Below are 22,764 nucleotides of genomic sequence, written 5' to 3'. Positions count from 1 at the left end.
GGCGAAGCTCAGAGCCTAGAATGGGAGCAAGGGTTCCTGCCACCGCAAGGAGGCTATCGTGATCGAGCAAGTCATACTCGGCATCTTCCTCGTACTGCCACTCGTAATCGTGGCTGCGCTGTTCTCCGACGAACTCTGGCAGGAACATCGGCGCCAGCATCCGCGCGACGAGAACGCACCGCATATCGACTGGAAGCATCCGTGGCGCCGCGTGCGGCGTGGGCACTGATTCGATCCCCGTCCCTGCAGGACATCTTTCCGGGCGGGTCGCCGCGGACGGCGCAACCGCCTTCCGCCACGAACCGGCCTCGACCGCTTCGCCCCCATTCCCGCTCAACCCGCGAGACGCCGACGTGAACGACAAACCCGCACTCCCTCCGCACGACATCCCGAGCGAAACGATCGACCTGCAGATCGCCGACGTCCTGGCGGCCGTCCGCTATCCGGCGAACAAGGATGCGATCGTCGACGCTGCGCGCGACGCCGGCGCGAGCAACGACGTGCTGTCTATGCTCGACGGCCTGCCCGAACAGGACTACGCGGACGTCGATGCCGTCACGCGCTGGATCGCCGGCAACTTCGGCCCCGGCCTCGGCATTTGAGCGCAGACCCATAACGCGATAGGATCGGCCCGCACCGGTCGCGCCGCGGCCGGATGCATGCTGCCCGGCGCCAAGACCGGGCCGTGACCGCTCGAGCGCCCGGGGGAATCCATGGAAGGTATCCTGATCCAGCACACGACGCGTCGCCAGCTCTGGTTTGGCGCGCTGACGGCACTCGTCATCGTGCTCGCGCTCGGGATCGCCGTGCCGCGCGCGAACGTCGCGCTGCCGGCCGTCGAGCCGTTCATGCCGATGTGCGCGCTGACCGTGTTCAGCACTGCGAGCATCGCGGCATTCTTCCTCGGCGCGCAGTTCACCGTGACGCGCCAGCCCGTGCTCGGTGCGCTCGGCGGCGCCTATGCGTTCACCGCGCTCGCCGTCGCGCTGCAGCTGCTCACCTTCCCCGGCGTATTTGCTCCACACGGGTTGCTCGGCGCGCGGCCGCAAAGCGCCGCGTGGATGTGGGTCTTCTGGCATGCCGGCTTTCCGTGCTTCGTGATGGCCGCGCTGCTCGCGCGCGAGCGGCTCACGCGCACGCCGGTCAGCGCACGGCAGACGCGCCGATGGACGATCGCGCTGGTCGGAGGGCCGGCCGCCGCCGCCGCGCTGCTGTGCATGCTGGCGCTGAACGTCGCGCTGCCGCCCGCGTTCCATCCGCCGGGCGACGCAGCCTTGCTGCCGGTCAGCGGGATCGCGCTCGTCGTGTGGATCCTCAATGCGCTCGCGCTCGTTGCCGTGGTGGCCTCCGGCCGGTTGCGCACGACGCTCGACCTGTGGCTCGCCATCGCGGTACTGGCGTGCCTCACCGACACGACATTGAACCTGCTGACCACGAACCGCTTCACGGTCGGCTGGTATCTCGCGCGCGTGTTCAGCATGTTCACGCCCGGCGTGCTGGTGTGCGTGCTCGCGTGGGAAGTGACGACGCTGTATCAGCAACTGTTCGAAGCGCACGCGACGCTGGTTCGTTCGTCCGCGCGCGACGGGCTGACGGGCGCATTCAACCGCAGCCATTTCAACGATCACTTCCACACGCTGTTCCTGCAGGCGCGGCGGCAAGGCGAGCCGCTGTCGCTGCTGATGGTCGACGTCGATCACTTCAAGGTCTACAACGACGCGTTCGGTCACGTGAAGGGCGATGCGTGCCTGATCGCGGTCGCGAATGCGCTGGCCGGCGCGGTGCGGCGGCCGGCGGATATCGTCGCGCGCTACGGCGGCGAGGAGTTTGCGATCGTGCTGCCGAACACCGGTGCACGCGGTGCGCGCGTCGTTGCCGAAGAGGCGCGCGAAGCCGTGCTGCGGCTCGATTTCGCGATGCCGTCGTCGCCGACGGGACGCGTCAGTGTCAGCGTCGGCTGCGCAACCGTGTCGGCCGACGATCTGTCGACGCCCGATGCACTGATCGAAGCCGCCGATGCCGCGCTGTACCGCGCGAAGGATGCGGGGCGCAACCGCGTCGTCGTGGCCTGAAAACGTCTGCGGATTGGGGATTTGTTACGGTCATTGTGACCGGAATAATGTGCCGTTACGGATTGCCGCGCAGGGAAACGATCGCTTACAGCCGGTGTCGCGCGCGCTCGCTATGCTGGGTTTCATATTGAACCCCAGGCAGGTGAGCGCGATGAAAAAGACCCTTTTGCTGATTGCCGGTGTGGCCGTGCTGTTGAGCGGCTGCATCGTGGTGCCGGATGGTGGCGGGTATTACGGTGATGGCGGGTATTATCATCATCATCGGCATTGGGATTGATGGCGGGGGGCGGTCCGGATGCGTCGATCCGGACCTTCGTGCAATCGATCGAGCCAGCGTAATCAACTCGGCACGCATCCGAATTACCGGTAGCACCGCGCACGTTTCGCAAGGAGACGCTCGAGGCGTGCATTCCTCTCCCGCCCTCCCGACGGCTTTGATTGCGGCCGATGCCTGCGGCTAGCGTCTCCGTATCGGAAACGTCAGCTCAGGCAGTACGCGCGGCCATCATTGGCGGCGGATACGCGGAGGGCGACAGGTTTCGGATGACCATGCGGTCGAGTTCGGCTTGTGCCTGCGCGATTTTCGCGTCGGCCGCGATGATTTTCCTGTGGTGACGATAACGCGCCACGAGCACCGAGCCGATTATCACGAGACCGAAGACGACATTCCCGATGGCCGGCGTATTGTCGGCAAGCTCGCCGGCCATGGTCCCGACGATCGCGCCAGCAAGCACGCCGAATGCGACCGCCAATATGCCGTCGCCGAACCAGGTCTTCGGGTATTTGAGTCGCGCGACATTGATTGCGGCAACGGCATCCACCATGCCTTCCACTTTGCCTTGCACGGTATCGAGCTGCGCCTCGATGACGTCCGCCAGATGAGCTGCGCGCGCCTTGTCCGACGTGGCGAGCATTCCGGTATTGGAATAGGTCAGCAGGATGCCGTCCAGTTCCCTCCACGTAGCGTCCAGATCGCTTGAAACCAGACCTTCTTCCCGTAGATAGCGCCACCCGGTATCGACATCGTTGAGGTCGACGTATGTGCCATGCGATGCACAGCACCCGAACACCACAAATGCCCGGCGCAGCGCAAGTCCCATGGTGACGTTGTCATTGGCTCGCGATCGCTGGCTTTTCGCCATGTCGGCCGTCGTGTTGCCGGACGATTCGCTGCGTTTTCCGAATCCGAATCCCATACGCGCCCTCTGTTTCTTTTAAGGCCGGGATTCAACGTGTCGATATTTCCCGGCCGATCGATTTTACGACGGGCCGCGTGACGCGAACGGGGGGTCGATTGCGCTATGGCTGCTCGATCAAAAGCGAATGGCGAGCCATCAAGGACTTTCACACTTCAAATGCGCAGGCATCACTTCCCGATACAGAACCTGCTGAAAATCACCCCCAGCAGATCGTCCGAAGTGAACTCGCCCGTAATCGCATTGAGTTGCTCCTGCGCGAGCCGCAGCTCCTCCGCAAACAGGTCGAGCGACTGCGCGCGCTGCTCCGCATGATCGGCTGCCTGCGCGAGGTGCTCCTGCGCCGCCCGCAACGCGATCAGATGCCGCTCGCGCGCCAGATAAACGCCTTCGGCGCCCGCCTGCCACCCCGCGATACGCAGCAGCTCCGCGCGCAGCATGTCGATCCCGTCGCCGCGCTTCGCCGACAGATGCACTTCAGTCAGATCACCTTCGGCCGCCGGATGCTCGACGCACGCCGACACACCGGTCAGGTCCGTCTTGTTCAGCACGCGCACCACCGGCACGCCATTCGGAAACCGCGCCGCGATCGTCTCGTCGTCCGCCGTCATCCCCGTGCGCGAATCGAGCAGATGCAGCACGACGTCCGCGCGCTCGATCTCGCTCCACGTGCGCGCAATCCCGATCCGCTCGACCTCGTCCTCCGTCTCGCGCAGCCCGGCCGTGTCGATGATGTGCAGCGGAATCCCTTCGACCTGGATCGTCTGCGCGACCTTGTCGCGCGTCGTCCCCGCGATCGGCGTGACGATCGCCAGCTCCGCGCCGGCGAGCGCATTCAGCAGCGACGACTTGCCGACGTTCGGCTGCCCCGCGAGCACGACCGACAGCCCCTCGCGCAGTAGCGCCCCCTGCCGCGCATCGCCCAGCACGTGCGCGAGTTGTTCGCGAATCCGCGCGAGCTTGCCGCGCGCATCGGCCGCTTCCAGGAAGTCGATTTCCTCTTCCGGGAAATCGAGCGTCGCCTCGACCAGCATGCGCAGCGTGATCACATCCTCGACGAGCGCGTGGATCTGGCGCGAAAACGCGCCGTCGAGCGAGCGCCCGGCCGAGCGCGCCGCCGCTTCGGTGCTCGCCTCGATCAGGTCGGCGACGGCCTCGGCCTGCGCGAGGTCGAGCTTGTCGTTCAGAAACGCGCGCCGCGTGAACTCGCCCGGCTCAGCGAGCCGCAGCCCGAAGCCGCGCCCCGCGTCCAGGCAGCGCTGCAGCAGCAACTGCATCACGATCGGCCCGCCATGCCCCTGCAGTTCCAGCACGTGCTCGCCGGTGTACGAATGCGGCGCGGGGAAATACAGCGCGATCCCGCGGTCGAGCGGCGCGCCATGCTCGTCGAGGAACGGCACGTAGCTCGCATGACGTGGCGCGAGCTGCTGCCCGCACAACGCGTCGATCAGCGGCAGCGCAGCCGCCTCGCCGGCGCGCCCGAACGACACGCGGACGACGCCGATGCCGCCCCGGCCGGCAGCAGTGGCAATGGCAACGATCGGGTCGGAATCGGTAGCAAGCATGGAAATCGGATGAATCGGGTGAACAAGAGTCAATGGTGCGCCCGCGCAACACTTCGGGCAGCGGGACGCCGGCATTGTAGCGTGCCGGCAGGCAAGCCACCGGACGCCGGATCGGCCTCGAACTCGCCCGAATTTATCCCGACGGAGCTAAGTCGTGTCTCAATAACAGGCGATTGCATACTGGCCATTTCGGACGAGTATGCTTGTCGGACGCGTCCAACGCCGAGGCCCCCAATTCCGGCGCGCGGTCCGCGGCAGGTTGGGATTCATCCGATAAAGCTACATTTAGCCCATATGGTTGTCTCGGACGTGTCGGTGGAATTGCACAATCACCCCCATGCCGACACCCGAAGAAAAAGCGGCGTTCTCGGAACGCCTGAAATTCGCCTTGCGGCGCAGCCCGGACAAGATCACCGGTGCGACGGAGCTCGCGAACCGGTTCAATCTCCGTCACCGCGGCGCGCAGCCGGTTTCGCCGCAAACCGCGCACAAATGGCTGACGGGCCGCACGATTCCGACGCCGGACAAACTCGAAACGCTCGCCAGCTGGTTGCGCGTCGAACTGCACTGGCTGCACTACGGCCCGTCGCCGAGCGTGATCGAACATGCGACGCCGCAACCGCTGCCGCGGGACGAGCGCTATCCGCCGACGCCCGAGACGATCGAACTCGCGTCGAAGATCGAGGCGCTGCCGCCGCATCAGCGCTACCTCGTTCAGGAGCTGATCGAGCAGTTCTACAACGGCGAACCGAAAGCCGAAGCGAAGAAGGCCTGAGCGGGGCGGTCGACGGCACGCACGCGCCGCCGCGCCACCCGCCAGAAACAAAAAAGCCGCATGGATCGAACCATGCGGCTTTTTTTACGTGCATCGCGGGCGGCGGGCCGCCCGCGGGTGCCACGGGCGTCAGGCAGGCTTCTTCTTGACGCCGCCGAGCTTGCGCGTGATGTAGTACTGCTGCGCGATCGACAGCACGTTGTTCACGACGTAGTACAGCACGAGACCAGCCGGGAAGAAGAAGAACATCACCGAGAATGCGATCGGCATGAACTTCATCATCTTCGCCTGGACCGGGTCCGGCGGCGTCGGGTTCAGGCTCGTCTGCACGAACATCGACACGGCCATCAGCACCGGCAGGATGAAGAACGGGTCGCGCTGCGACAGGTCGTGAATCCACAGAATCCACGGCGCGCCGCGCATTTCGACCGATGCCAGCAGCACCCAGTACAGCGAAATGAACACCGGGATCTGAATCACGACCGGCAGGCAGCCGCCGAACGGATTGACCTTCTCGGTCTTGTACAGCTCCATCAGCGCGGCGTTCATCTTCTGCGGATCGCTCTTGAAGCGTTCGCGCAGCGCCTGCATGCGCGGCGTGATTTCCTTCATGCGCGCCATCGACTTGTAGCTCGCAGCCGACAGCGGGAAGAACACGGCCTTGATCAGGACCGTCAGCAGCACGATCGCCCAGCCCCAGTTGCCGACGACGCCGTGGATCTTCTCGAGCAGCCAGAACAGCGGCTTCGCGATGATCGTCACCCAGCCGTAGTCCTTCACGAGTTCCAGGCCCGGCGCGATGCCTTCGAGCATGCGCTCTTCTTCCGGACCGGCGAACAGGCGTGCCTGCACGTCGGCCGACTGGCCCGGGGCGATCGCGGCGACCGGCTGCTTCACGCCCACGCGGTACAGCGTCGGATCGATCTTTTCAGCGTAGATGTCGCGCTTCGCGCCCTGCTGCGGAATCCAGGCCGACGCGAAGTAGTGCTGCACCATCGCGACCCAGCCGTTGTCGGCGGAGTTCACGAAGTCGGCCTTGTTCTTGTCGAGATCGCTGAAGTTGATCTTCTGGAAGTGCTTCGCGTCCGTGTAGACCGCCGGCCCGAGGAACGTATGCGAGAACATCGGCGTTTCGACGGCCGTGTTGTCGCGCACCAGTTCCATGTAGACCGTCGGCGTGACCGGTGCCGTGCCGACGTTGTCGATCTTGGTATCGACGCCGATCACGTAGCTGCCGCGCGTGAACGTGTAGGTCTTGATCACCTTCACGCCGCCCTTCACCGGCGATTCGAACGACAGCTTCAGCGTGTTCTGGTCGCCCGTCAGCGACGTCGGGCCCGCATTGACCTGCGTGTAGACGTCGTTGTGGTTCGGGAAGTCGCCGCCGAGCAGGCCCGACCGTGCGAGGTACGTGTGGCCGGCCGTGTGGTCGAACAGCGTGATGTACAGGTCGGGCTGCTTGCCGTCGCCCTGCTTCTTCAGCGTCAGCTTCGCGAGCGTGCCGCCGCGCGTGTCGATTTCGCCGTCATACACGTCGGTCGAGAACTTCACGAGTTGCGTCTGCGCGGCCGGTGCCGTCGTCGACGGTGCGGTGCCGGCTGCGGCGGCAGGTGCGTCACCTGCGGTCGTCGTCGTCGCGCCCGTGCCCGATGCACCGCCGGCAGCGGCGGGAGCCGTGTGCGTGGCGCTCGGGAAGAACATCGACGGGCGTCCATGGTCGCGCTGCCAGTTGTCGTACAGCATGACAGCTGACATGAAGAAGATCACCCATAGGACGGTGCGTTTGATATCCATGCGTTGTCTCAGAGTCGATGGGACCGCGCGTCGGCTTCGCCGCGAGCGCGTGTGTCGGAGTTGGGCGGCGGGACGAGGTCGATGCCGCCCGCGGAAAACGGGTGGCATCGGCACACGCGCCTGACGGCGAGATACGTGCCGCGCGCGGCGCCATGATACTGGATTGCCTCGCGCGCGTAATCCGAACAGGAAGGATAAAAACGGCAACGGTTGCCGAGCATCGGGCTCACGGCAACCTTGTAGAAGCGCAGCAAGGCGATCAATACCGTTTCCATACCTTGGGCGGCGCCATTCGACGCCGCGTCAAAACCGGCCGGGCGGGCGCGAACGCCACACCGGGCACGGATGCGTCACTCGGACGCGGGCTTCGACGCCCGGCGGGCGATCTCCCGGACTGCCCTGTCGAGCAGTTCGCGGATTTCGGCCGCGCACATCGCCGCGAGCGGGGCGGAAGCCGCGCTCGGCAGCGCTTTCTTGTCGAAGCGCGTGTGCTGCCGCAGCAGCAGGTCGTAACCGGCGAATTCGGCCCGGCGCAGGCGAAACGCGTCGCGCGCCAGCCGCTTCACGAGGTTACGCGTCACCGCACGCGGCGCATACTTCTTGCCGACGACGAGCCCCAGGCGGGCAGGCTCGCCAGTCGGCTTGCCGTAGATCACGAAGTGCGCGGAGCGCCGCCAGGGGCGCAAACGAAAAACGGATGAAAATTCATCCGTTTTCAGAAGCCGCGCAGCTTTCGGGAAGGCGGCTTTCGTCTGCGACGGATTCGCACCCGGCTCGACGGCACCTTCCGCAGGACTGCGGACGGCGGACACAGCGCGCAACCTGCCTTAGATGGCCAGGCGCTTGCGGCCCTTCGCGCGGCGAGCGTTGATGACCTTGCGGCCACCTGCCGTCTTCATGCGGACACGGAAGCCATGGGTGCGCTTGCGGCGCGTCACGGACGGTTGGTAAGTACGTTTCATGATGTTCTCACTTGTTCGAGAATGTCGAAATTCAGGGGACCGCGTGCCCTTAACCGGAGGCATTCGGGCGAACGCAATCGCCGGGAATACAGGATTGGTTTTCGCGGAACCCGCTATTTAAACCGTTTTTCTCTTGGCGGTCAATACTTTAGGAGTCGTCCGCCTGTGCCGGCCTCCGCCGATCCGGCCCCGCGCCCCACAACCCCAGCCTGTGGATAAGTCGCGCTGTGGCCGCGTTTGGCGGTAGAATCTCGCCTTATCTCCAAGAATCCCGCACGCCGCTTCGGCTCGCGCCTGCCTCTCCACGACTGTGACGCAGGCGTCCGAAGCACGCTCGCACGACCGCTTCGGGCCTTGTTGCGCAACCGCCACAAGGGCGCCGGCGAGCCGCGCTGTGCACGCAAAAAACGACAGTTACTTGATGAACGATTTCTGGCAACACTGTTCCGCACTGCTGGAGCGCGAGCTGACGCCCCAGCAGTACGTGACGTGGATCAAACCCTTGGCCCCGGTGGCCTTCGATGCGTCGGCGAACACGCTGTCCATCGCCGCGCCGAACCGCTTCAAGCTGGACTGGGTCAAGAGCCAGTTTTCGGGCCGCATCTCCGATCTGGCCCGCGAATTCTGGAGCGCGCCGATCGAAGTCCAGTTCGTCCTCGATCCGAAGGCCGGCATGCGCAGCGCAGCTGCCGCCGCGCCGGCCGCCCCGCGCGCGCCGCTAGCGCCGACCGGCCCCGCCGCGACGGTCGCCGCGATCGCCGCCAACCTGGCCGCGAATGCCGGCGCCGCGCCCAGCGCACCGGCCGACGTGCCGATGACGCAGTCGGCAGCCGCCGCGCATCACCTGAACGCCGACGACGCCGACATCGACCTGCCGAGCCTGCCCGCGCACGAAGCCGCGGCCGGCCGCCGCACGTGGCGTCCGGGCCCCGGCGCCGCGCCCGCGAACGGCGGCGAAGCCGATTCGATGTACGAACGCTCGAAGCTGAACCCCGTGCTCACCTTCGACAACTTCGTGACGGGTAAGGCGAACCAGCTCGCTCGCGCCGCCGCGATCCAGGTCGCGGACAACCCCGGCATCTCGTACAACCCGCTGTTCCTGTACGGCGGCGTCGGCCTCGGCAAGACCCACCTGATCCACGCGATCGGCAACCAGCTGCTGCTCGACAAGGCCGGCGCGCGGATCCGCTACATCCACGCCGAGCAATACGTGTCCGACGTGGTGAAGGCGTACCAGCGCAAGGCGTTCGACGACTTCAAGCGCTACTACCACTCGCTCGACCTGCTGCTGATCGACGATATTCAGTTCTTCTCCGGCAAGTCGCGCACGCAAGAGGAATTCTTCTACGCGTTCGAGGCGCTCGTCGCGAACAAGGCGCAGGTGATCATCACCAGCGACACGTATCCGAAGGAGATTTCGGGCATCGACGATCGCCTGATCTCGCGCTTCGACTCGGGCCTCACCGTCGCGATCGAGCCGCCCGAGCTGGAGATGCGCGTCGCGATCCTGATGCGCAAGGCGCAGTCGGAAGGCGTGAACCTGTCGGAAGACGTCGCGTTCTTCGTCGCGAAGCACCTGCGCTCGAACGTGCGCGAACTCGAAGGCGCGCTGCGCAAGATCCTCGCGTATTCGAAGTTCCACGGCCGCGAGATCTCGATCGAGCTGACCAAGGAAGCGCTGAAGGACCTGCTGACCGTGCAGAACCGGCAGATTTCGGTCGAGAACATCCAGAAGACCGTTGCCGACTTCTACAACATCAAGGTCGCGGATATGTACTCGAAGAAGCGTCCCGCGAACATCGCGCGGCCACGGCAGATCGCGATGTACCTGGCGAAGGAACTCACGCAAAAGAGCCTGCCGGAGATCGGCGAGTTGTTCGGCGGGCGCGACCACACCACCGTGCTGCACGCCGTGCGCAAGATCGCCGACGAGCGCAGCAAGGATGCGCAGCTCAACCACGAGCTGCACGTGCTGGAACAGACGCTGAAGGGCTGAGCGCGCGCACCGCGCTTGATAATTCGGCCTCCGCCCCAATTTAAGGGGGGCGGTTCGGTTTTGAGGCACAATACTGGTTTGACCGCCCCGGTGGTGGCGGGCCAAGAGCCCGGCCGGCGGGGCGCTGCGAGGCTGCTGCGCTGCAGGCCGTTACTCAACGAAGGAACTCTATGCAACTGGTCAAGACCGAACGAGACACCCTCCTCAGGCCGCTGCAAACGGTCAGCGGCATCGTCGAACGCCGCCATACGTTGCCGATCCTCGCCAACCTGCTGATCACCAAGAACGGCCCGGACGTTTCATTCCTGTCGACCGACCTGGAGCTGCAGATCACCACGCGCGCCGATTTCGGCGTCGGCGGCGACCAGGTGGCCACCACCGTCGCGGCCCGCAAGCTGCTCGACATCCTGCGCGCGATGCCTGACGGCCAGGTCACGCTGTCGCTCGCCGACAAGCGCCTCACCGTCCAGTCCGGCAAGAGCCGCTTCGCACTGCAAACGCTGGCGGCCGACGAGTTCCCGACCGTCGCGCAAGCGAAGGATTTCGGCGCCACGCTCACCGTCCCGCAGAAGTCGTTCCGCCAGTTGCTCGGCATGGTGCACTTCGCGATGGCGCAGCAGGACATCCGCTACTACCTGAACGGCATGCTGCTCGTCGTCGACGGCGACCAGTTGATGGCCGTGGCCACCGACGGCCACCGCCTCGCGTTCTCGTCGATGAAGCTCGAAGGCGGCACGTTCGGCCGCCAGGAAGTGATCGTGCCGCGCAAGACGATTCTCGAGCTGCAGCGCCTGCTCGAGGATATCGACGACACCGTCACCATCGACATCGCGCAGACCCAGGCCAAGTTCACGTTCGGCCAGGTCGAGCTCGTGTCGAAACTCGTCGAGGGCAAGTTCCCCGACTTCCAGCGCGTGATCCCGAAGGCGCACAAGAACACGTTCGAGATCGGCCGTGAAGAGCTGCAGCGTTCGCTGCAACGTGCGGCGATTCTGACCTCGGACAAGTTCAAGGGCGTGCGCTGCATCATCGCGCCGGGCCAGCTGAAGATCATGTCGACCAACGCCGATCAGGAAGAGGCGCAGGAAGAACTGGAAATCGCTTATCAGGGCGATACCGTCGACATCGGCTTCAACGTCACGTATCTGCTCGACGTGCTCGCGAACCTGAAGGTCGACACCGTGCAGGTGAGCCTCGGCGACGCCAGCTCGAGCGCGCTGATCACCGTGCCCGAGAACGACGAGTTCAAGTATGTCGTGATGCCGATGCGCATCTGACGCGCTCGACATCGCAACACACACCAGGGGGCGGCAAGCCCCTTTGGCGTTTTTATGGCGAACCGACAACCCGTCCCTTTGGTGCTTTTTCAGCGCTTGGGGCGGGCCAGGAAACTGGAGCGGCCCGGCGATTTCTCTCGCTGAAACGCACCGCGCCGCCACGAGAGTGGCCTCGCAGAACCGGAAGATATCCATGAGTGAACAGCACAATTCGCAACCCGATAACAGCAGCTACGGCGCCTCGTCGATCCAGATCCTCGAAGGTCTGGAAGCGGTGCGCAAGCGCCCCGGGATGTACATCGGCGACACGTCGGACGGCACCGGTCTGCACCACCTCGTGTTCGAGGTGCTCGACAACTCGATCGACGAAGCGCTGGCCGGGTACTGCAACGACATCCACGTGACGATTCACGCCGACAACTCGATTTCCGTGACCGACAACGGCCGCGGGATTCCGACCGACGTGAAGATGAACGACAAGCACGAGCCGAAGCGTAGCGCCGCCGAGATCGTGATGACCGAGCTGCATGCCGGCGGCAAGTTCGACCAGAACAGCTACAAGGTGTCGGGCGGCCTGCACGGCGTGGGCGTGTCGTGCGTGAACGCGCTGTCGAGCTGGCTGCGCCTCACCGTGCGCCGTAACGGCAAGAAGCATTTCATGGAGTTCCATCGCGGGGTGGCGCAGGATCGCGTGCTCGAGATGGTGGACGGCGTGGAAGTGTCGCCGATGCTGGTGACCGGCGATACCGAGAACCGCGGCACCGAAGTGCACTTCATGGCCGATCCGACGATTTTCGGGACGGTCGAGTATCACTACGACATCCTCGCGAAGCGGATGCGCGAGCTTTCGTTCCTGAACAACGGTGTGCGGATCCGTCTCACGGACCTGCGCTCGGGCAAGGAAGACGATTTCGCATTCGCCGGCGGTGTGAAGGGCTTCGTCGAGTACATCAACAAGACGAAGACCAACCTGCACCCGACGGTTTTCTTCGCCACCGGCGAGAAGGATGGCGTAGGCGTCGAAGTCGCGATGCAGTGGAACGACAGCTACAACGAAAACGTGCTGTGCTTCACGAACAACATTCCGCAGCGCGACGGCGGTACCCACCTGACCGGCCTGCGGGCCGCGATGACGCGCGTCATCAACAAGTACATCACCGACAACGAAATCGCGAAGAAGGCGAAGGTCGAGACGACCGGCGACGACATGCGCGAAGGGCTGTCGTGCGTGCTTTCCGTGAAGGTGCCGGAGCCGAAGTTCAGCTCGCAGACGAAGGACAAGCTGGTTTCTTCCGAGGTTCGTGCTCCGGTTGAAGAAGTCGTTGCGAAGGCGCTGGAAGAATTCCTTTTGGAAACGCCGATCGACGCGAAGATCATCTGCGGGAAGATCGTTGAGGCTGCTCGGGCGCGTGATGCAGCTCGGAAGGCGCGCGAGATGACGCGCCGCAAGGGCGTGCTCGACGGCGTCGGCCTGCCGGGCAAGCTCGCGGACTGCCAGGAGAAGGATCCGGCGAAGTGCGAAATCTACATCGTCGAGGGTGACTCGGCAGGTGGGTCGGCGAAGCAAGGGCGTGATCGCAAGTTCCAGGCGATCCTGCCGCTGCGCGGCAAGGTGCTGAACGTCGAGAAGGCACGCTACGACAAGCTGCTGTCGTCGGAGCAAATCGTCACGCTCGTGACCGCGCTTGGGTGCGGGATCGGCAAGGAAGACTACAACCTCGACAAGCTGCGCTATCACCGCATCATCATCATGACCGACGCGGACGTCGACGGTGCGCACATCCGGACGCTGCTGCTCACGTTCCTCTATCGCCAGATGCCGGACATGATCGAGCGCGGGTATGTGTATATCGCGCAGCCGCCGCTTTACAAGATCAAGGCGGGCAAGGACGAGCGGTATCTGAAGGACGACGTGGAGCTCAACGCGCATATGCTGCGGTTGGCGCTGCAAGGGTCCGAGCTGGTGCCGGGTGAGAATGCGGCGGCGATTTCCGGTGATGCGCTTGGGGAGCTGGCACGGTCGTACTTGCTGTCGAAGAGCGTGATCGAGCGGTTGAGCCGATTGTATGACCCGGCTGCGCTGGAAGCGGTCATGGACGGGGTGGTGATCGATCTTTCCAATGAGGCTTCGACGGAGGCTTCGGCGAAGGCTCTGCATGCCGCGTTGCATGACGAGGCTTTGAAGAACGAAGTGCGTGTGGTGCCTTCGTATGACCCGGTTCGCGAACAGCGGTCGCTGCATGTCGAGCGTACGCATCACGGCAACGTGCGGGTTTCGGTCATCGACCAGGAATTCCAGCACACGGCGGATTATCAGCAGCTGGTGACCACCGCGGATACGTTCAAGGGGCTCATCGGCGAAGGTGCGGTCATCAAGCGCGGTGAGCGCAGCATGGCTGTGAACGACTTCAAGAGCGCGATGAAGTGGCTGCTTGCTGATGCGGAGCGGAACGTTTCGAAGCAACGGTATAAGGGGCTCGGCGAGATGAACCCCGGGCAGCTGTGGGAAACGACGATGGATCCGACCGTGCGGCGACTGCTGCGCGTGCAGATCGAAGACGCGATTGCGGCGGATGGGATCTTTACTACCCTCATGGGGGATGAGGTCGAGCCGCGGCGGGCGTTTATCGAGAGCAATGCGTTGCGGGCGGGGAATATTGACGTCTAACGCACTGCCAGCTGTAGGGCGGCAGAGAAAGCCCGACCGGCGCCACAGTTTGCGACTATGGGAGGGAGTTGGCGCGACTGACCTATCTTGACAAGAAAGTCCCGCCACCAGTGCAGGCATAACCCTTTCGAAGGTCCGGGGCCCCCGCCCCCGAAATTCAAGCTTAGTTAGGTCTGAAAAAAGCCGGAAACCTTTGTCGCACAAGGATTCTGGCTTTTTCCGTTTGAGATCCTCCAACGGCTTCTGTTGGAAAATCGAGCTGGTGGCGGCAACATAGGGAACCAGCTCGCTGCCCCGACGAACGGGTCGCCCCACACGCCGTTTACTCGTCAGGGCATCCATAAAACCGCTGACAGCGCACGAATTGGCGGGCAGAATCCCCAGGCAATGCACGTCAAATTGCTCAAAAGTGCGCACTTTTGAGCGCTTGTGTTGCTTTATGCTCACTGTAATGCTATAACGCCCTCAATTGTCGCTAGGAGCAACCAGTGCCCAAAATATCTGTACTGATGCCCGAGGCGGATGCAGCGAACTTCGAGTCGTATTGCGAAGAGCGCGGTTACAAAAAGTCCACGCTTATCGTACGACTTATCCGCGAGCACCTTGAGCGGGAGGGTTATCCTCAGCAACCCTCGCTACTTGCTCCCCAAAGAAACAAGTTGGGCTCCCGACACCCCAGACATGGGTCCGTCGCCGCCGATGAACTCACAAACAAGCGCTAACAATGTCGTATACATCAATAGACCTGTTCGCCGGTTGCGGTGGTCTCTCACTTGGCCTTCACTATGCGGGCTGGGAAGGCATCTTCGCAGTAGAGCGAGATGCGATGGCGTTCGAGACGCTTTCCCGGAACATGATTGACGGCGCGGCAACGTATTCCAACTACGCCGCTTGGCCAGCGTGGCTGGAGAAAACCAACTTAGACATTGCAAAGGTTCTCGACAACCCGCGAAGCCGGCGGGAGCTTCGAGCGCTGAACGGGACTGTCGACCTAATTGTCGGTGGCCCGCCCTGTCAAGGTTTCAGTGTCGGCGGTCGACGGGACGGCGCAGATGAGCGAAACAAGCTTGTGTTCAAAATGCTTGAGCTAGTTGAGCTCGTTCGGCCGCGTGCGGTCCTTATCGAAAACGTAGAGGGCATTGCTCGCCGGTTTGTTGCAAAACCCGGTCATTCCGCGAGCGCACCAGTCGCCGAGCTTGTCATTCAAGAGTTCGAACGCCTTGGGTATGTTGGGACGTACACGGTCGTGAGCGCGGTCGATTTTGGGGTGCCCCAAACCCGGAGACGGGTCGCAATCCTCGCGGTCAGAGATGCCGATGGGCTGAGCAGCGCAAGCCTGAAGAGATTGTTCGAACGGTCGCTTGCGGATGCTGCAACGCGTGTACGCACCTCCCACGGCTTACCGTTGAACCGGCCAACGACTGTTGGAGAGGCTTTGGAGGATTTGTGGGGCGGCACTCACCTTCCTTGCCCCGACTCTCCTGAATTTGAATCGAGCGTCTACAAAACGGCGAAGTCCGCATATGCGAAGTTCATGCGGCGCGGCATTCGCACAGGCAAGATACCCGATTCCCACAGGTATTCGAAGCACGGCGAACGCATTCAGATGCTCTACAACTTAGCCCATAAGACGCAACCCCCGGGTCGCCTCTCAAAAGAGTTCCTGCTCGAAAACGGGACTAAGAAGGACAAAAAAGCCCTGCTCGATGCCGCGATGCCATCGTCGACAATAACGACCCATCCGGATGAATTCATTCATTTCGCAGAACCTCGCAATGTTACGGTGCGGGAGATGGCTCGCCTCCAATCTTTCCCTGACGATTTCAGGTTTTATGGGCGTTACACCATCAATGGTCCGAGACGAAAACATGACGTTGCTCGGTGTTCTCAGGTCGGCAACGCTGTTCCGCCCATGCTGGGCCAGGGGCTTGGGATCGCCATTCAAACTGTGCTTGAAACGCTAACGGACGTGGATGCATTCGACGAACTACTTGCAGCCACTCCGTATGGTGAGGCAAACGCGCAAGCAAATCTGGCGCTTTTTTAGATCGTGAATCTTTCCAATTAGAACGGGTGCGTAATGCAAAACCTGCTACAACTTCTTCGTTCTAAGAACGTAGTTGAGTCTGCGACGTTGAAACCGCTGGCATTAGCCGAACTGCAACAAATATTTCCGTCACCGATGTGGGGTATCAGCGAAAACGCCGATATCTACACATCGGCGAACTTTAAGAATCTATGGGACAACGAGCTACGTAAGCCGCTACAGCGGTTCCTGGCACAACAGCATATTGATGGCGAAGCCTACGGACGCTGGCTCGGAGAAATTCACTACCATAGCTTTTCTATATATTTGACAGCAGCTTTCCCGAGCGGTTATCGGGACAATATCGGCTGGCGAATTTCAATCTTTTCGATCCCTGGCGTAGGCGCGTCGCTGGTCGGTCTCGCATCGCACTATCAACAGGCGATGAATCACAATGCGCTGGGTCGGGCATCGGCCCTTTTGCTTGAGACCGCGCGTCTTGGACTTGAAGCATCTGGCAATCCATCGTTGCAATTGCCAGGCCGGACAGTTGAGAGCACCGACTGGGATGGTGTCTCTCTCCTTACTTCGCCCGTTTTGCGAGTATGCGACGTAGATATCTCGTCCGTCGACCCGTCCGGATTGAGCATTAAAGGCGCTCGAACGACAACCGCGAAGAAAACCATTGCCTCGTTCATTTCCGTAATTCCTGCGTTTGCCTCCATGGAAGCAGCGAAAGCTCGGTCAGAGCTAGAGAAGCTACGCGACGCGGCGCTTTACTTGTCTGAGAAGACCTACCCCTTTAATAATCTCGAGGATTTCGAGCAGCTTCGCTCTATCGCTCTCACGGACCTCAGTGCGGCGGGCATTCGGTTGCGGCTGAAGGCTGGCAGTGCAACCAAATCCGTAGTTCGCGTGTATTACGGACCTCCGGGCACGGGAAAAACCTTGACCGCGGTCAAGGAGGCGATACGGATGATTGACCCCACGTTTCAAGGGAGTCTCACCGATTCGTTCACTCGCTTTAACGAGTCTCATGAAAAGTGCTGCTTCCTGACCTTTCATCCTTCGCTGCAATACTATGACCTAGTCGAGTCCATACGGCCAACGCTTACCGATGATAGTAAAGAGGTGGCATCTCAAGATGCCGACGCTGACGACGAAAAATCTAGGAGCGATTCGCCTGTCGATTCAAACGAGCCCCAGAGTGTACCCCAGGCGCTCAGATACGAAGTCTTCGAAGGTCCGCTGCTCCGAATGGTCCGGCGCGCGCAAAAAGACCCGCGAGGAAACTATGTAGTCGTCATCGACGAAATCAATCGAGGTGATTTGAGCCGGGTGTTGGGCCCTCTTATTTCCAGCCTTGAAGCAGACAAGCGCGCGGGAAGCGATTTTCCTATCGGCTACGAACTGCAATATCCGCAAGACGGTGAGGATGGGAGACTGTATCTCCCGTCAAATCTACATATTCTCGGCACAATGAATTCGACCGACAGAAATGTGGCGCTGGTGGATTACGCTCTTCGTCGGCGCTTCGATTTTGTCGAAATTCCGCCAGAACCGGAGCTATTAACCACCACCGTGGATGAAACGCCTATCGACTGCGCTGCGTTACTCAGAACGCTCAACCAGCGGATAGCATACCTGCTGGACGACAATCATCGTCTCGGGCACGGATTTCTCATGGGCTGTCGCAACAACAGAGATGTGTTCGAACGCTTAGCCAAGAAGGTCATTCCCCAACTTAGGGAATATTTTTTTGGAAATGAGGGACTGCTGCTTCTCATTTTCGGTGAGGCCGAGAGCCACTCGTTTAATCTGTTCCGCCAAGACACGGATTTCGCTGCGTTTTCGGACCTTTTCGGCGTTTCGCAGGACGTTGCTGCGTCTCATGGCTTCCGAAGCGCGTCCAGGGCGGTGTATCTAAAGCTTGACACCCGCTTCTGGAGCGAGGACGCGATACCTCCCGGACCGACAGACCCAGAGTACGCCGCACAATGCGTCAGAAAAGTATACGGTCATCAGGAAAGCTCACCCGTTCAAAGCTCATGATCAGGATGGAGAGTCGCAGGGAGCCTGCCCGCTGCGAGGAATGGAGAAAGCTTCGCATCGGCCCCGGCGAAGCAATCCCCTCGCTCGATGCTGCCACGCGGCTGCTGGCCGCTTGGGAGCAGCTCACGGGCATCGACCCGGCAAGATACTTCGAAATAAGTCATCGCTATCTGCGGCCGAAATCATGGTTCGGCACCATCGAAATTGGAGACCTTACAATCGAGGTGCTGCCTCGCACCGGCATGGAGTTATCTCTAGAAGCAAAAAAAAGATTCGATTCGAATGTCGACCTCATGCTCTCGGCATTGGCAAACCGCCCCTACCGTGAGCTTGGTGGCGCGCAAATCTCGGCAGAGGGCGGGCGATATGACGCCCTCGTACAAAGCTTTTGTCAGTATGTGCATGACGCACGCCGACGCCAAATTGTCCGGCGCTATCGTGGCATGACCGGCACATTCGAATTTCCCGTCGGATCGCTACGATTTCCTCAGCAAGCGCTAACGCAAATTCGCAATCCGCAACAGTTCGAATGCTCGTGGGTTGAACTGACGCAAGACGTCCCCGAAAATCAATTTATCAAGGCCGTATTAATTGCAGTTCGGTCTCGCTGTTCAGCTACTACGCAGAAAAGAGTTGAATCACTGCTTGTTGAATTTGAGGCCGTTGCGCAGATTGACCAGCCGCTCGACATTATTCAACGCATCCGCCTCGACCGTCTTCCCCGAATCTACTCCGATGTCGTCGCGCTCGGAAAGGAGCTGATAGAAGGGAACGCGTTGGGGATCCTTTTCGGGTCGATTTCGGGGATGTCACAAGTCGTGCTTTCCCCTGTCCTTTTCGAAAGCTACATAGGGCAGCAAATGGACGATCTCGCATCGGACCGCGGCTGGTCTTGCCTGAGAGGGGAAGGCAGGACCTTCCTGTGGCAGCGACAAGACGGTAGTGGGGTAGGACAGTTGAAGCCGGACATCCGTCTTGTCGACGGAGACGGAAGAACGAGAATGGTCATTGACACCAAATGGAAGTTTCCAGACAACTCCGCAGACTGGATAACTGTTAGCAGGGAAGACGCGACGCAAATCGGCCTATACGCTGCAAAATTTGGCGTGTGCGACGTCGGGCTCGTATATCCGAATCTCGATCCCGGTGTCGACGGGCCGGCCATTGAGCGATTGACCGGGCAACTCGACAGCCGAAAATTTAACCTGTATGTCACACGTGTACCATTACTCGGGAAGGAGCTAGGTGGTTTGAAGTACGGGCTCGAAGCCCTGTTGAGGTTAGTCCAAACCGAGGCACTTAGTACGACATCGCCCGAATCGGACCGTCGGCCCGCGGTCTCTTCGCCTGCTTCCACACCGACCTATGCGCAGGCGTGCTCATAAGGTCCCGATGAGTCGCAGTGACACGATGCGACAAATCAGGAGCAAGGACACGAAGCCTGAGCTCGTCGTCCGTCGAGCCTTATGGAAGCTTGGCTTTCGTTACCGCCTCCATTGCAAGGACCTTCCCGGCAAGCCAGACATCGTCTTTCGAGGTAAAAGAAAAGTCGTCTTCGTTCACGGATGCTTTTGGCATCAGCATGGATGCGCAGATTCCAAGCTACCAAAGTCGAATATGGATTACTGGCATCCTAAATTACGAAGGAATGTTGAGCGTGATGCCGAGGCGACTGCCAATCTTGAAGCGGATGGTTGGTCGGTAATGGTCGTATGGGATTGCGAGACTAAGAGTGCCGATTTACCCAACCGGCTCAAAGAATTCCTAGGCTGCTCGCCAGCGTAGCCAATTTTGCATGTGGATGGGACGGTGCCCCGCGTTTTCAACCATATCGTGCGACGACGCAGGAAAAGGTCGGGCGAACGTAGCCTCGCGCATCACGCCGTTCGCCCACCAGCTGCTGACATAGGCACGGGTACGTCACCCTCCAACAGGACTCGCAGACGGCACGTCGAAGTCTGTCTCTGACAATTCCGAGTGCAGGCGGTGATTGAGGAGAACCTGGATGATCGTCCGAATCGTGTCCTCGGTCGGAACGATCCGGCCCCGTTCGTCGAACTGGATCTGCCAGTTCCGCGCTGCATTTATAGCCCGGAGCCGCTGCATATAGCCCGGATCGGCATAGTGGGCCCGCTCTTGGACGACGGCCATGCGCCGCAAGTGCATCGTATTCGTTCCGACGTGCTGAACCAAGAGGGCCATATCCGAGAAGACTGCTTTGAATTCGTCGCTTTGCTGTAGCTCGACAAAGGAAACCGCATAAGTCTGTTTGTATTCGAGCAGCGACTCGAAACTTGCCTTGTTGATGATCAGAAGGTCGGCTTTCGTCGCAAAAAAATCGAATGTCTTCGCAATCTGAAAGGACTCATCGCCCGCAAGGTCGAGCTGGTTGCCATTCAGGACCAGATTGATAACGGATGCTCGCTTTTTCACGCGCCAGTCACTGGCAAGCCGCCGGACTCCATACAGTACCTCATTCTGCGTCTGGAGTCGGACGACGTATCCGGCGCTGTTCTCCAGCTGCTTCACATTGGTAATCAGGTGCTCTTCAGGCGGAAGATCGATTTTGTCTTGCAGTTGCGGAAATGTAGTTTCATCTCCCTCTAGATAGAGACAACCGGCTTCGTTCGGCTGCGCCAGCAATTGATAATCTTCTGCTTCGTGATAGCGTGCGAGGGTGTCAGTGACGATTCGCTTGAGTTCTGTCGTAAGCCCATCAGTCGTTACAGTGGCGAATGCCTTGAACGGCCCGCTTCTCCCCGCGCTTTTTTTGAACGCCCATAGCGACAGGGATGCATTATCAACGTCAAAATTTTTAATACCTGCCAGAGCCTCATTAGCCGCCATAATTTACTCTTTGAATTTTGATAATACGTAAATACCTTGCACGACACATGATTTCAACACGTCCCCCGAATATATTTTCGATCTAGACAACGCAATAATACTCCTATTATTGCCGTTTATGTCTGCACTAATCTCATAAAGCTGCCAGCCCGTGGCGAGCAGAAGCGGATTCATTAAAATCTGACCCGATCGGTAGGTGATAAGAAACATCCAGGCCAGAAAAATGATAAATCCATAAAATTTCCCGCTGCTCCCGAGATCTAACCCCATGAATGATACGACATACGGAAAGACATAGTTGATCAGATCGTTCGGGACAGTCTTCGATTCCTTAACCGTGAGCTCATGTACTCCGGGAATTCGATTGAGAACCCAGATAAAGAACAGAAGACTTATAAGACAAATAGTGAAAAACGTCAGCGACCGTCCTGGATTGCTTAAGACGGGACGTTCGCAATCTCTCAAAGACCAACAAAAAGATTTGGCCCAGCTCTTGTCCGCAATATCCTGGAGCAACAGGATCACGCTCAGAGGAAAGTATGAACCGAGAAAAAGCAGTGCGGAGGGTATTAGTCTGACTTGCATTCCTATCCCGATTCGCTCGCGCGATGAATGATGGAATTTTATGGTCTCGGCGTCAATTTTACGCCGCAAGAGCTATCAGCGCCATTCTCAACAACAGTCAGCACTGAGTGACGACTTATGCGTCTACCATGTTCACCGTTACCGCAACTGATAGCTTCCCAGGTCTCGTCATTCGCCGATATCTAGACCTATGCCGCAATTTCCTGCGACAAAACTCAAGAAACTATGCCGTTTGGTCATCCCTCAAATTTTCCATATTTCGAGATGCCCAGTTAGGTAGACTCAAGTGGCATCACCGTAGAAAGCGCGGGCCGCATGGGCTGCCACCCATACGACCCGCTGACCACAACCAACTCAGTAGCGGAGTCGGAAGATGGCTAACGCCTATAGTAAGTCACGTCCCAAGAAGCTCAAACAGTATCCAGAAGTTGAGCTGACCCTCGACAACAAGCCGGACCTTCCCCAGGACGGCCAACCGTACATGCCATGGATGCGCGCGATCGACGCGCATTTCGAGATGTTCGGATTCAAGCCCGGTGATCGCGTCTATCTTCGGTTCAACTTTGATTCCCGAAGGGTCATCATCACGCCCGACTACAGCGCGCTGAACTGGCGAGAGCAGCCCTATGGTGCAGCTGCTCAAGAAGAGGACAAGGATCCGGAATACGCAGCGCTGACCTCTTTGCGCCGCTCTGTTGCCTGGTGATGGCTCGGCGTGAAGCGCTTCGGCACGCGCCTTGATGCAAATGGTCCGCAGCGGCGCTGCAAGTAACTTCAACAATCGTCACAACAGACGAAAAGTTGCGTTCCGCTCTCTCGGCATTCGACGGCATCACAAGCATCAGCGCATGCAGCACGACAAGCATCCATGCCAAGGACTACACACGCATTTCCGGCGCCCCAATGCAAAAACCCCCGCCTTTCGGGCGGGGGTTTCTGGCTTAGGGAG

At 60.5% G+C, this 22,764-nt stretch carries 20 protein-coding genes; 13 read left to right on the top strand and 7 right to left on the bottom strand.

Going from position 1 to position 22,764, the window contains the following annotated elements:
* The first annotated feature begins 58 nt into the window (after positions 1 to 58).
* From ACTJKF_RS29060 to ACTJKF_RS29045, 4 genes are all read left to right on the top strand, one after another.
* Positions 59 to 229, top strand: a complete 171-nt coding sequence (locus ACTJKF_RS29060; protein ID WP_006489933.1) for a hypothetical protein — start codon at positions 59 to 61, stop codon at positions 227 to 229.
* Between the two features lie 124 nt (positions 230 to 353).
* Positions 354 to 602 (top strand): DUF2795 domain-containing protein, encoded by a 249-nt coding sequence (locus tag ACTJKF_RS29055; RefSeq protein WP_440628340.1) that lies wholly within the window; start codon positions 354 to 356, stop codon positions 600 to 602.
* A gap of 111 nt (positions 603 to 713) precedes the next feature.
* A complete protein-coding gene (locus ACTJKF_RS29050; protein ID WP_440628338.1) occupies positions 714 to 2,072 on the top strand; it encodes a sensor domain-containing diguanylate cyclase in 1,359 nt (452 codons plus the stop codon).
* Positions 2,073 to 2,223: 151 nt separating this feature from the next.
* Entirely contained in the window at positions 2,224 to 2,349 is a 126-nt protein-coding gene (locus ACTJKF_RS29045) for a hypothetical protein (protein WP_256980637.1), read from the top strand.
* Positions 2,350 to 2,557: 208 nt separating this feature from the next.
* On the opposite strand, the gene ACTJKF_RS29040 is transcribed toward ACTJKF_RS29045, so the two are convergent.
* Together ACTJKF_RS29040 and mnmE are read right to left on the bottom strand one after the other, a co-directional pair.
* Positions 2,558 to 3,268, bottom strand: a complete 711-nt coding sequence (locus ACTJKF_RS29040) for a hypothetical protein (RefSeq protein WP_440628336.1) — start codon at positions 3,266 to 3,268, stop codon at positions 2,558 to 2,560.
* 170 nt (positions 3,269 to 3,438) lie between these two features.
* Complete coding sequence (mnmE, locus tag ACTJKF_RS29035) at positions 3,439 to 4,833, bottom strand: tRNA uridine-5-carboxymethylaminomethyl(34) synthesis GTPase MnmE (RefSeq protein ID WP_440628334.1); 1,395 nt, start codon at positions 4,831 to 4,833, stop codon at positions 3,439 to 3,441.
* Between the two features lie 337 nt (positions 4,834 to 5,170).
* Between mnmE and ACTJKF_RS29030 the strand changes: the two genes are divergently transcribed.
* Positions 5,171 to 5,608: a helix-turn-helix domain-containing protein gene (locus ACTJKF_RS29030; RefSeq protein WP_440628333.1), complete on the top strand. Its 438-nt coding sequence runs from the start codon at positions 5,171 to 5,173 to the stop codon at positions 5,606 to 5,608.
* A 129-nt stretch (positions 5,609 to 5,737) separates the two neighbouring features.
* Here the strand turns inward: ACTJKF_RS29030 and yidC are convergent, their stop codons facing one another.
* The 4 genes from yidC to rpmH all read right to left on the bottom strand — a co-directional run bounded on the left by yidC (position 5,738) and on the right by rpmH (position 8,364).
* Positions 5,738 to 7,402, bottom strand: a complete 1,665-nt coding sequence (gene yidC, locus ACTJKF_RS29025; RefSeq protein WP_440628331.1) for a membrane protein insertase YidC — start codon at positions 7,400 to 7,402, stop codon at positions 5,738 to 5,740.
* An 8-nt stretch (positions 7,403 to 7,410) separates the two neighbouring features.
* Complete coding sequence (gene yidD / locus ACTJKF_RS29020) at positions 7,411 to 7,677, bottom strand: membrane protein insertion efficiency factor YidD (RefSeq protein WP_006750110.1); 267 nt, start codon at positions 7,675 to 7,677, stop codon at positions 7,411 to 7,413.
* A gap of 75 nt (positions 7,678 to 7,752) precedes the next feature.
* A complete protein-coding gene (rnpA, locus tag ACTJKF_RS29015; RefSeq protein ID WP_440628330.1) occupies positions 7,753 to 8,214 on the bottom strand; it encodes a ribonuclease P protein component in 462 nt (153 codons plus the stop codon).
* Between the two features lie 15 nt (positions 8,215 to 8,229).
* Entirely contained in the window at positions 8,230 to 8,364 is a 135-nt protein-coding gene (rpmH, locus tag ACTJKF_RS29010) for a 50S ribosomal protein L34 (protein ID WP_004198824.1), read from the bottom strand.
* A gap of 421 nt (positions 8,365 to 8,785) precedes the next feature.
* Between rpmH and dnaA the strand changes: the two genes are divergently transcribed.
* The 7 genes from dnaA (at position 8,786) to ACTJKF_RS28975 (ending at position 20,168) form a co-directional block, all read left to right on the top strand.
* The gene (dnaA, locus tag ACTJKF_RS29005) at positions 8,786 to 10,360 is read left to right on the top strand and encodes a chromosomal replication initiator protein DnaA (RefSeq protein WP_440628327.1); all 1,575 of its coding nucleotides are present in this window, start codon (positions 8,786 to 8,788) and stop codon (positions 10,358 to 10,360) included.
* 170 nt (positions 10,361 to 10,530) lie between these two features.
* Positions 10,531 to 11,637, top strand: coding sequence for a DNA polymerase III subunit beta (dnaN, locus tag ACTJKF_RS29000; RefSeq protein ID WP_006756934.1), 1,107 nt, complete (start codon positions 10,531 to 10,533; stop codon positions 11,635 to 11,637).
* Between the two features lie 193 nt (positions 11,638 to 11,830).
* Positions 11,831 to 14,305, top strand: coding sequence for a DNA topoisomerase (ATP-hydrolyzing) subunit B (gyrB, locus tag ACTJKF_RS28995; protein ID WP_440628325.1), 2,475 nt, complete (start codon positions 11,831 to 11,833; stop codon positions 14,303 to 14,305).
* A gap of 724 nt (positions 14,306 to 15,029) precedes the next feature.
* On the top strand, positions 15,030 to 16,352 hold the full coding sequence (locus ACTJKF_RS28990) for a DNA cytosine methyltransferase (RefSeq protein WP_440628323.1): 1,323 nt from the start codon (positions 15,030 to 15,032) through the stop codon (positions 16,350 to 16,352).
* 33 nt (positions 16,353 to 16,385) lie between these two features.
* Positions 16,386 to 18,383 (top strand): McrB family protein, encoded by a 1,998-nt coding sequence (locus ACTJKF_RS28985; RefSeq protein WP_440628321.1) that lies wholly within the window; start codon positions 16,386 to 16,388, stop codon positions 18,381 to 18,383.
* Positions 18,380 to 19,768: a 5-methylcytosine restriction system specificity protein McrC gene (locus tag ACTJKF_RS28980; RefSeq protein WP_440628319.1), complete on the top strand. Its 1,389-nt coding sequence runs from the start codon at positions 18,380 to 18,382 to the stop codon at positions 19,766 to 19,768. The genes ACTJKF_RS28985 and ACTJKF_RS28980 overlap by 4 nt, the downstream gene beginning before the upstream one ends.
* Positions 19,749 to 20,168: a very short patch repair endonuclease gene (locus ACTJKF_RS28975; RefSeq protein ID WP_440628318.1), complete on the top strand. Its 420-nt coding sequence runs from the start codon at positions 19,749 to 19,751 to the stop codon at positions 20,166 to 20,168. The genes ACTJKF_RS28980 and ACTJKF_RS28975 overlap by 20 nt, the downstream gene beginning before the upstream one ends.
* A 135-nt stretch (positions 20,169 to 20,303) precedes the next feature.
* On the opposite strand, the gene ACTJKF_RS28970 is transcribed toward ACTJKF_RS28975, so the two are convergent.
* Positions 20,304 to 21,230 carry a Kiwa anti-phage protein KwaB-like domain-containing protein gene (locus ACTJKF_RS28970; protein ID WP_440628316.1) on the bottom strand — a complete coding sequence of 309 codons (927 nt, stop codon included), beginning with the start codon at positions 21,228 to 21,230 and terminating at the stop codon, positions 20,304 to 20,306.
* A gap of 958 nt (positions 21,231 to 22,188) precedes the next feature.
* Here ACTJKF_RS28970 and ACTJKF_RS28965 point away from each other — a divergent pair.
* Positions 22,189 to 22,521, top strand: a complete 333-nt coding sequence (locus ACTJKF_RS28965; protein WP_440628314.1) for a hypothetical protein — start codon at positions 22,189 to 22,191, stop codon at positions 22,519 to 22,521.
* The last annotated feature ends 243 nt before the right edge of the window (positions 22,522 to 22,764 follow it).

This window comes from Burkholderia sp. 22313 (assembly GCF_052045245.1).
Taxonomy (GTDB): domain Bacteria; phylum Pseudomonadota; class Gammaproteobacteria; order Burkholderiales; family Burkholderiaceae; genus Burkholderia.
The sequence above is the reverse complement of the archived record's forward strand: the minus strand, read 5'-3'. Positions and strand labels throughout refer to the sequence as shown.

Coding starts and splice junctions, on each gene's coding strand:
- ACTJKF_RS28965 (WP_440628314.1), top strand. CDS start 22,189: ATGGCTAACGCCTATAGTAAGTCACGTCCCAAGAAGCTCAAACAGTAT.
- ACTJKF_RS29030 (WP_440628333.1), top strand. CDS start 5,171: ATGCCGACACCCGAAGAAAAAGCGGCGTTCTCGGAACGCCTGAAATTC.
- dnaA (WP_440628327.1), top strand. CDS start 8,786: ATGAACGATTTCTGGCAACACTGTTCCGCACTGCTGGAGCGCGAGCTG.
- ACTJKF_RS28990 (WP_440628323.1), top strand. CDS start 15,030: ATGTCGTATACATCAATAGACCTGTTCGCCGGTTGCGGTGGTCTCTCA.
- yidC (WP_440628331.1), bottom strand. CDS start 7,402: ATGGATATCAAACGCACCGTCCTATGGGTGATCTTCTTCATGTCAGCT.
- ACTJKF_RS28975 (WP_440628318.1), top strand. CDS start 19,749: ATGCGCAGGCGTGCTCATAAGGTCCCGATGAGTCGCAGTGACACGATG.
- dnaN (WP_006756934.1), top strand. CDS start 10,531: ATGCAACTGGTCAAGACCGAACGAGACACCCTCCTCAGGCCGCTGCAA.
- ACTJKF_RS28970 (WP_440628316.1), bottom strand. CDS start 21,230: ATGGCGGCTAATGAGGCTCTGGCAGGTATTAAAAATTTTGACGTTGAT.
- ACTJKF_RS29040 (WP_440628336.1), bottom strand. CDS start 3,268: ATGGGATTCGGATTCGGAAAACGCAGCGAATCGTCCGGCAACACGACG.
- mnmE (WP_440628334.1), bottom strand. CDS start 4,833: ATGCTTGCTACCGATTCCGACCCGATCGTTGCCATTGCCACTGCTGCC.
- ACTJKF_RS29050 (WP_440628338.1), top strand. CDS start 714: ATGGAAGGTATCCTGATCCAGCACACGACGCGTCGCCAGCTCTGGTTT.
- gyrB (WP_440628325.1), top strand. CDS start 11,831: ATGAGTGAACAGCACAATTCGCAACCCGATAACAGCAGCTACGGCGCC.
- ACTJKF_RS28985 (WP_440628321.1), top strand. CDS start 16,386: ATGCAAAACCTGCTACAACTTCTTCGTTCTAAGAACGTAGTTGAGTCT.
- ACTJKF_RS28980 (WP_440628319.1), top strand. CDS start 18,380: ATGATCAGGATGGAGAGTCGCAGGGAGCCTGCCCGCTGCGAGGAATGG.
- ACTJKF_RS29045 (WP_256980637.1), top strand. CDS start 2,224: ATGAAAAAGACCCTTTTGCTGATTGCCGGTGTGGCCGTGCTGTTGAGC.
- rpmH (WP_004198824.1), bottom strand. CDS start 8,364: ATGAAACGTACTTACCAACCGTCCGTGACGCGCCGCAAGCGCACCCAT.
- yidD (WP_006750110.1), bottom strand. CDS start 7,677: ATGGAAACGGTATTGATCGCCTTGCTGCGCTTCTACAAGGTTGCCGTG.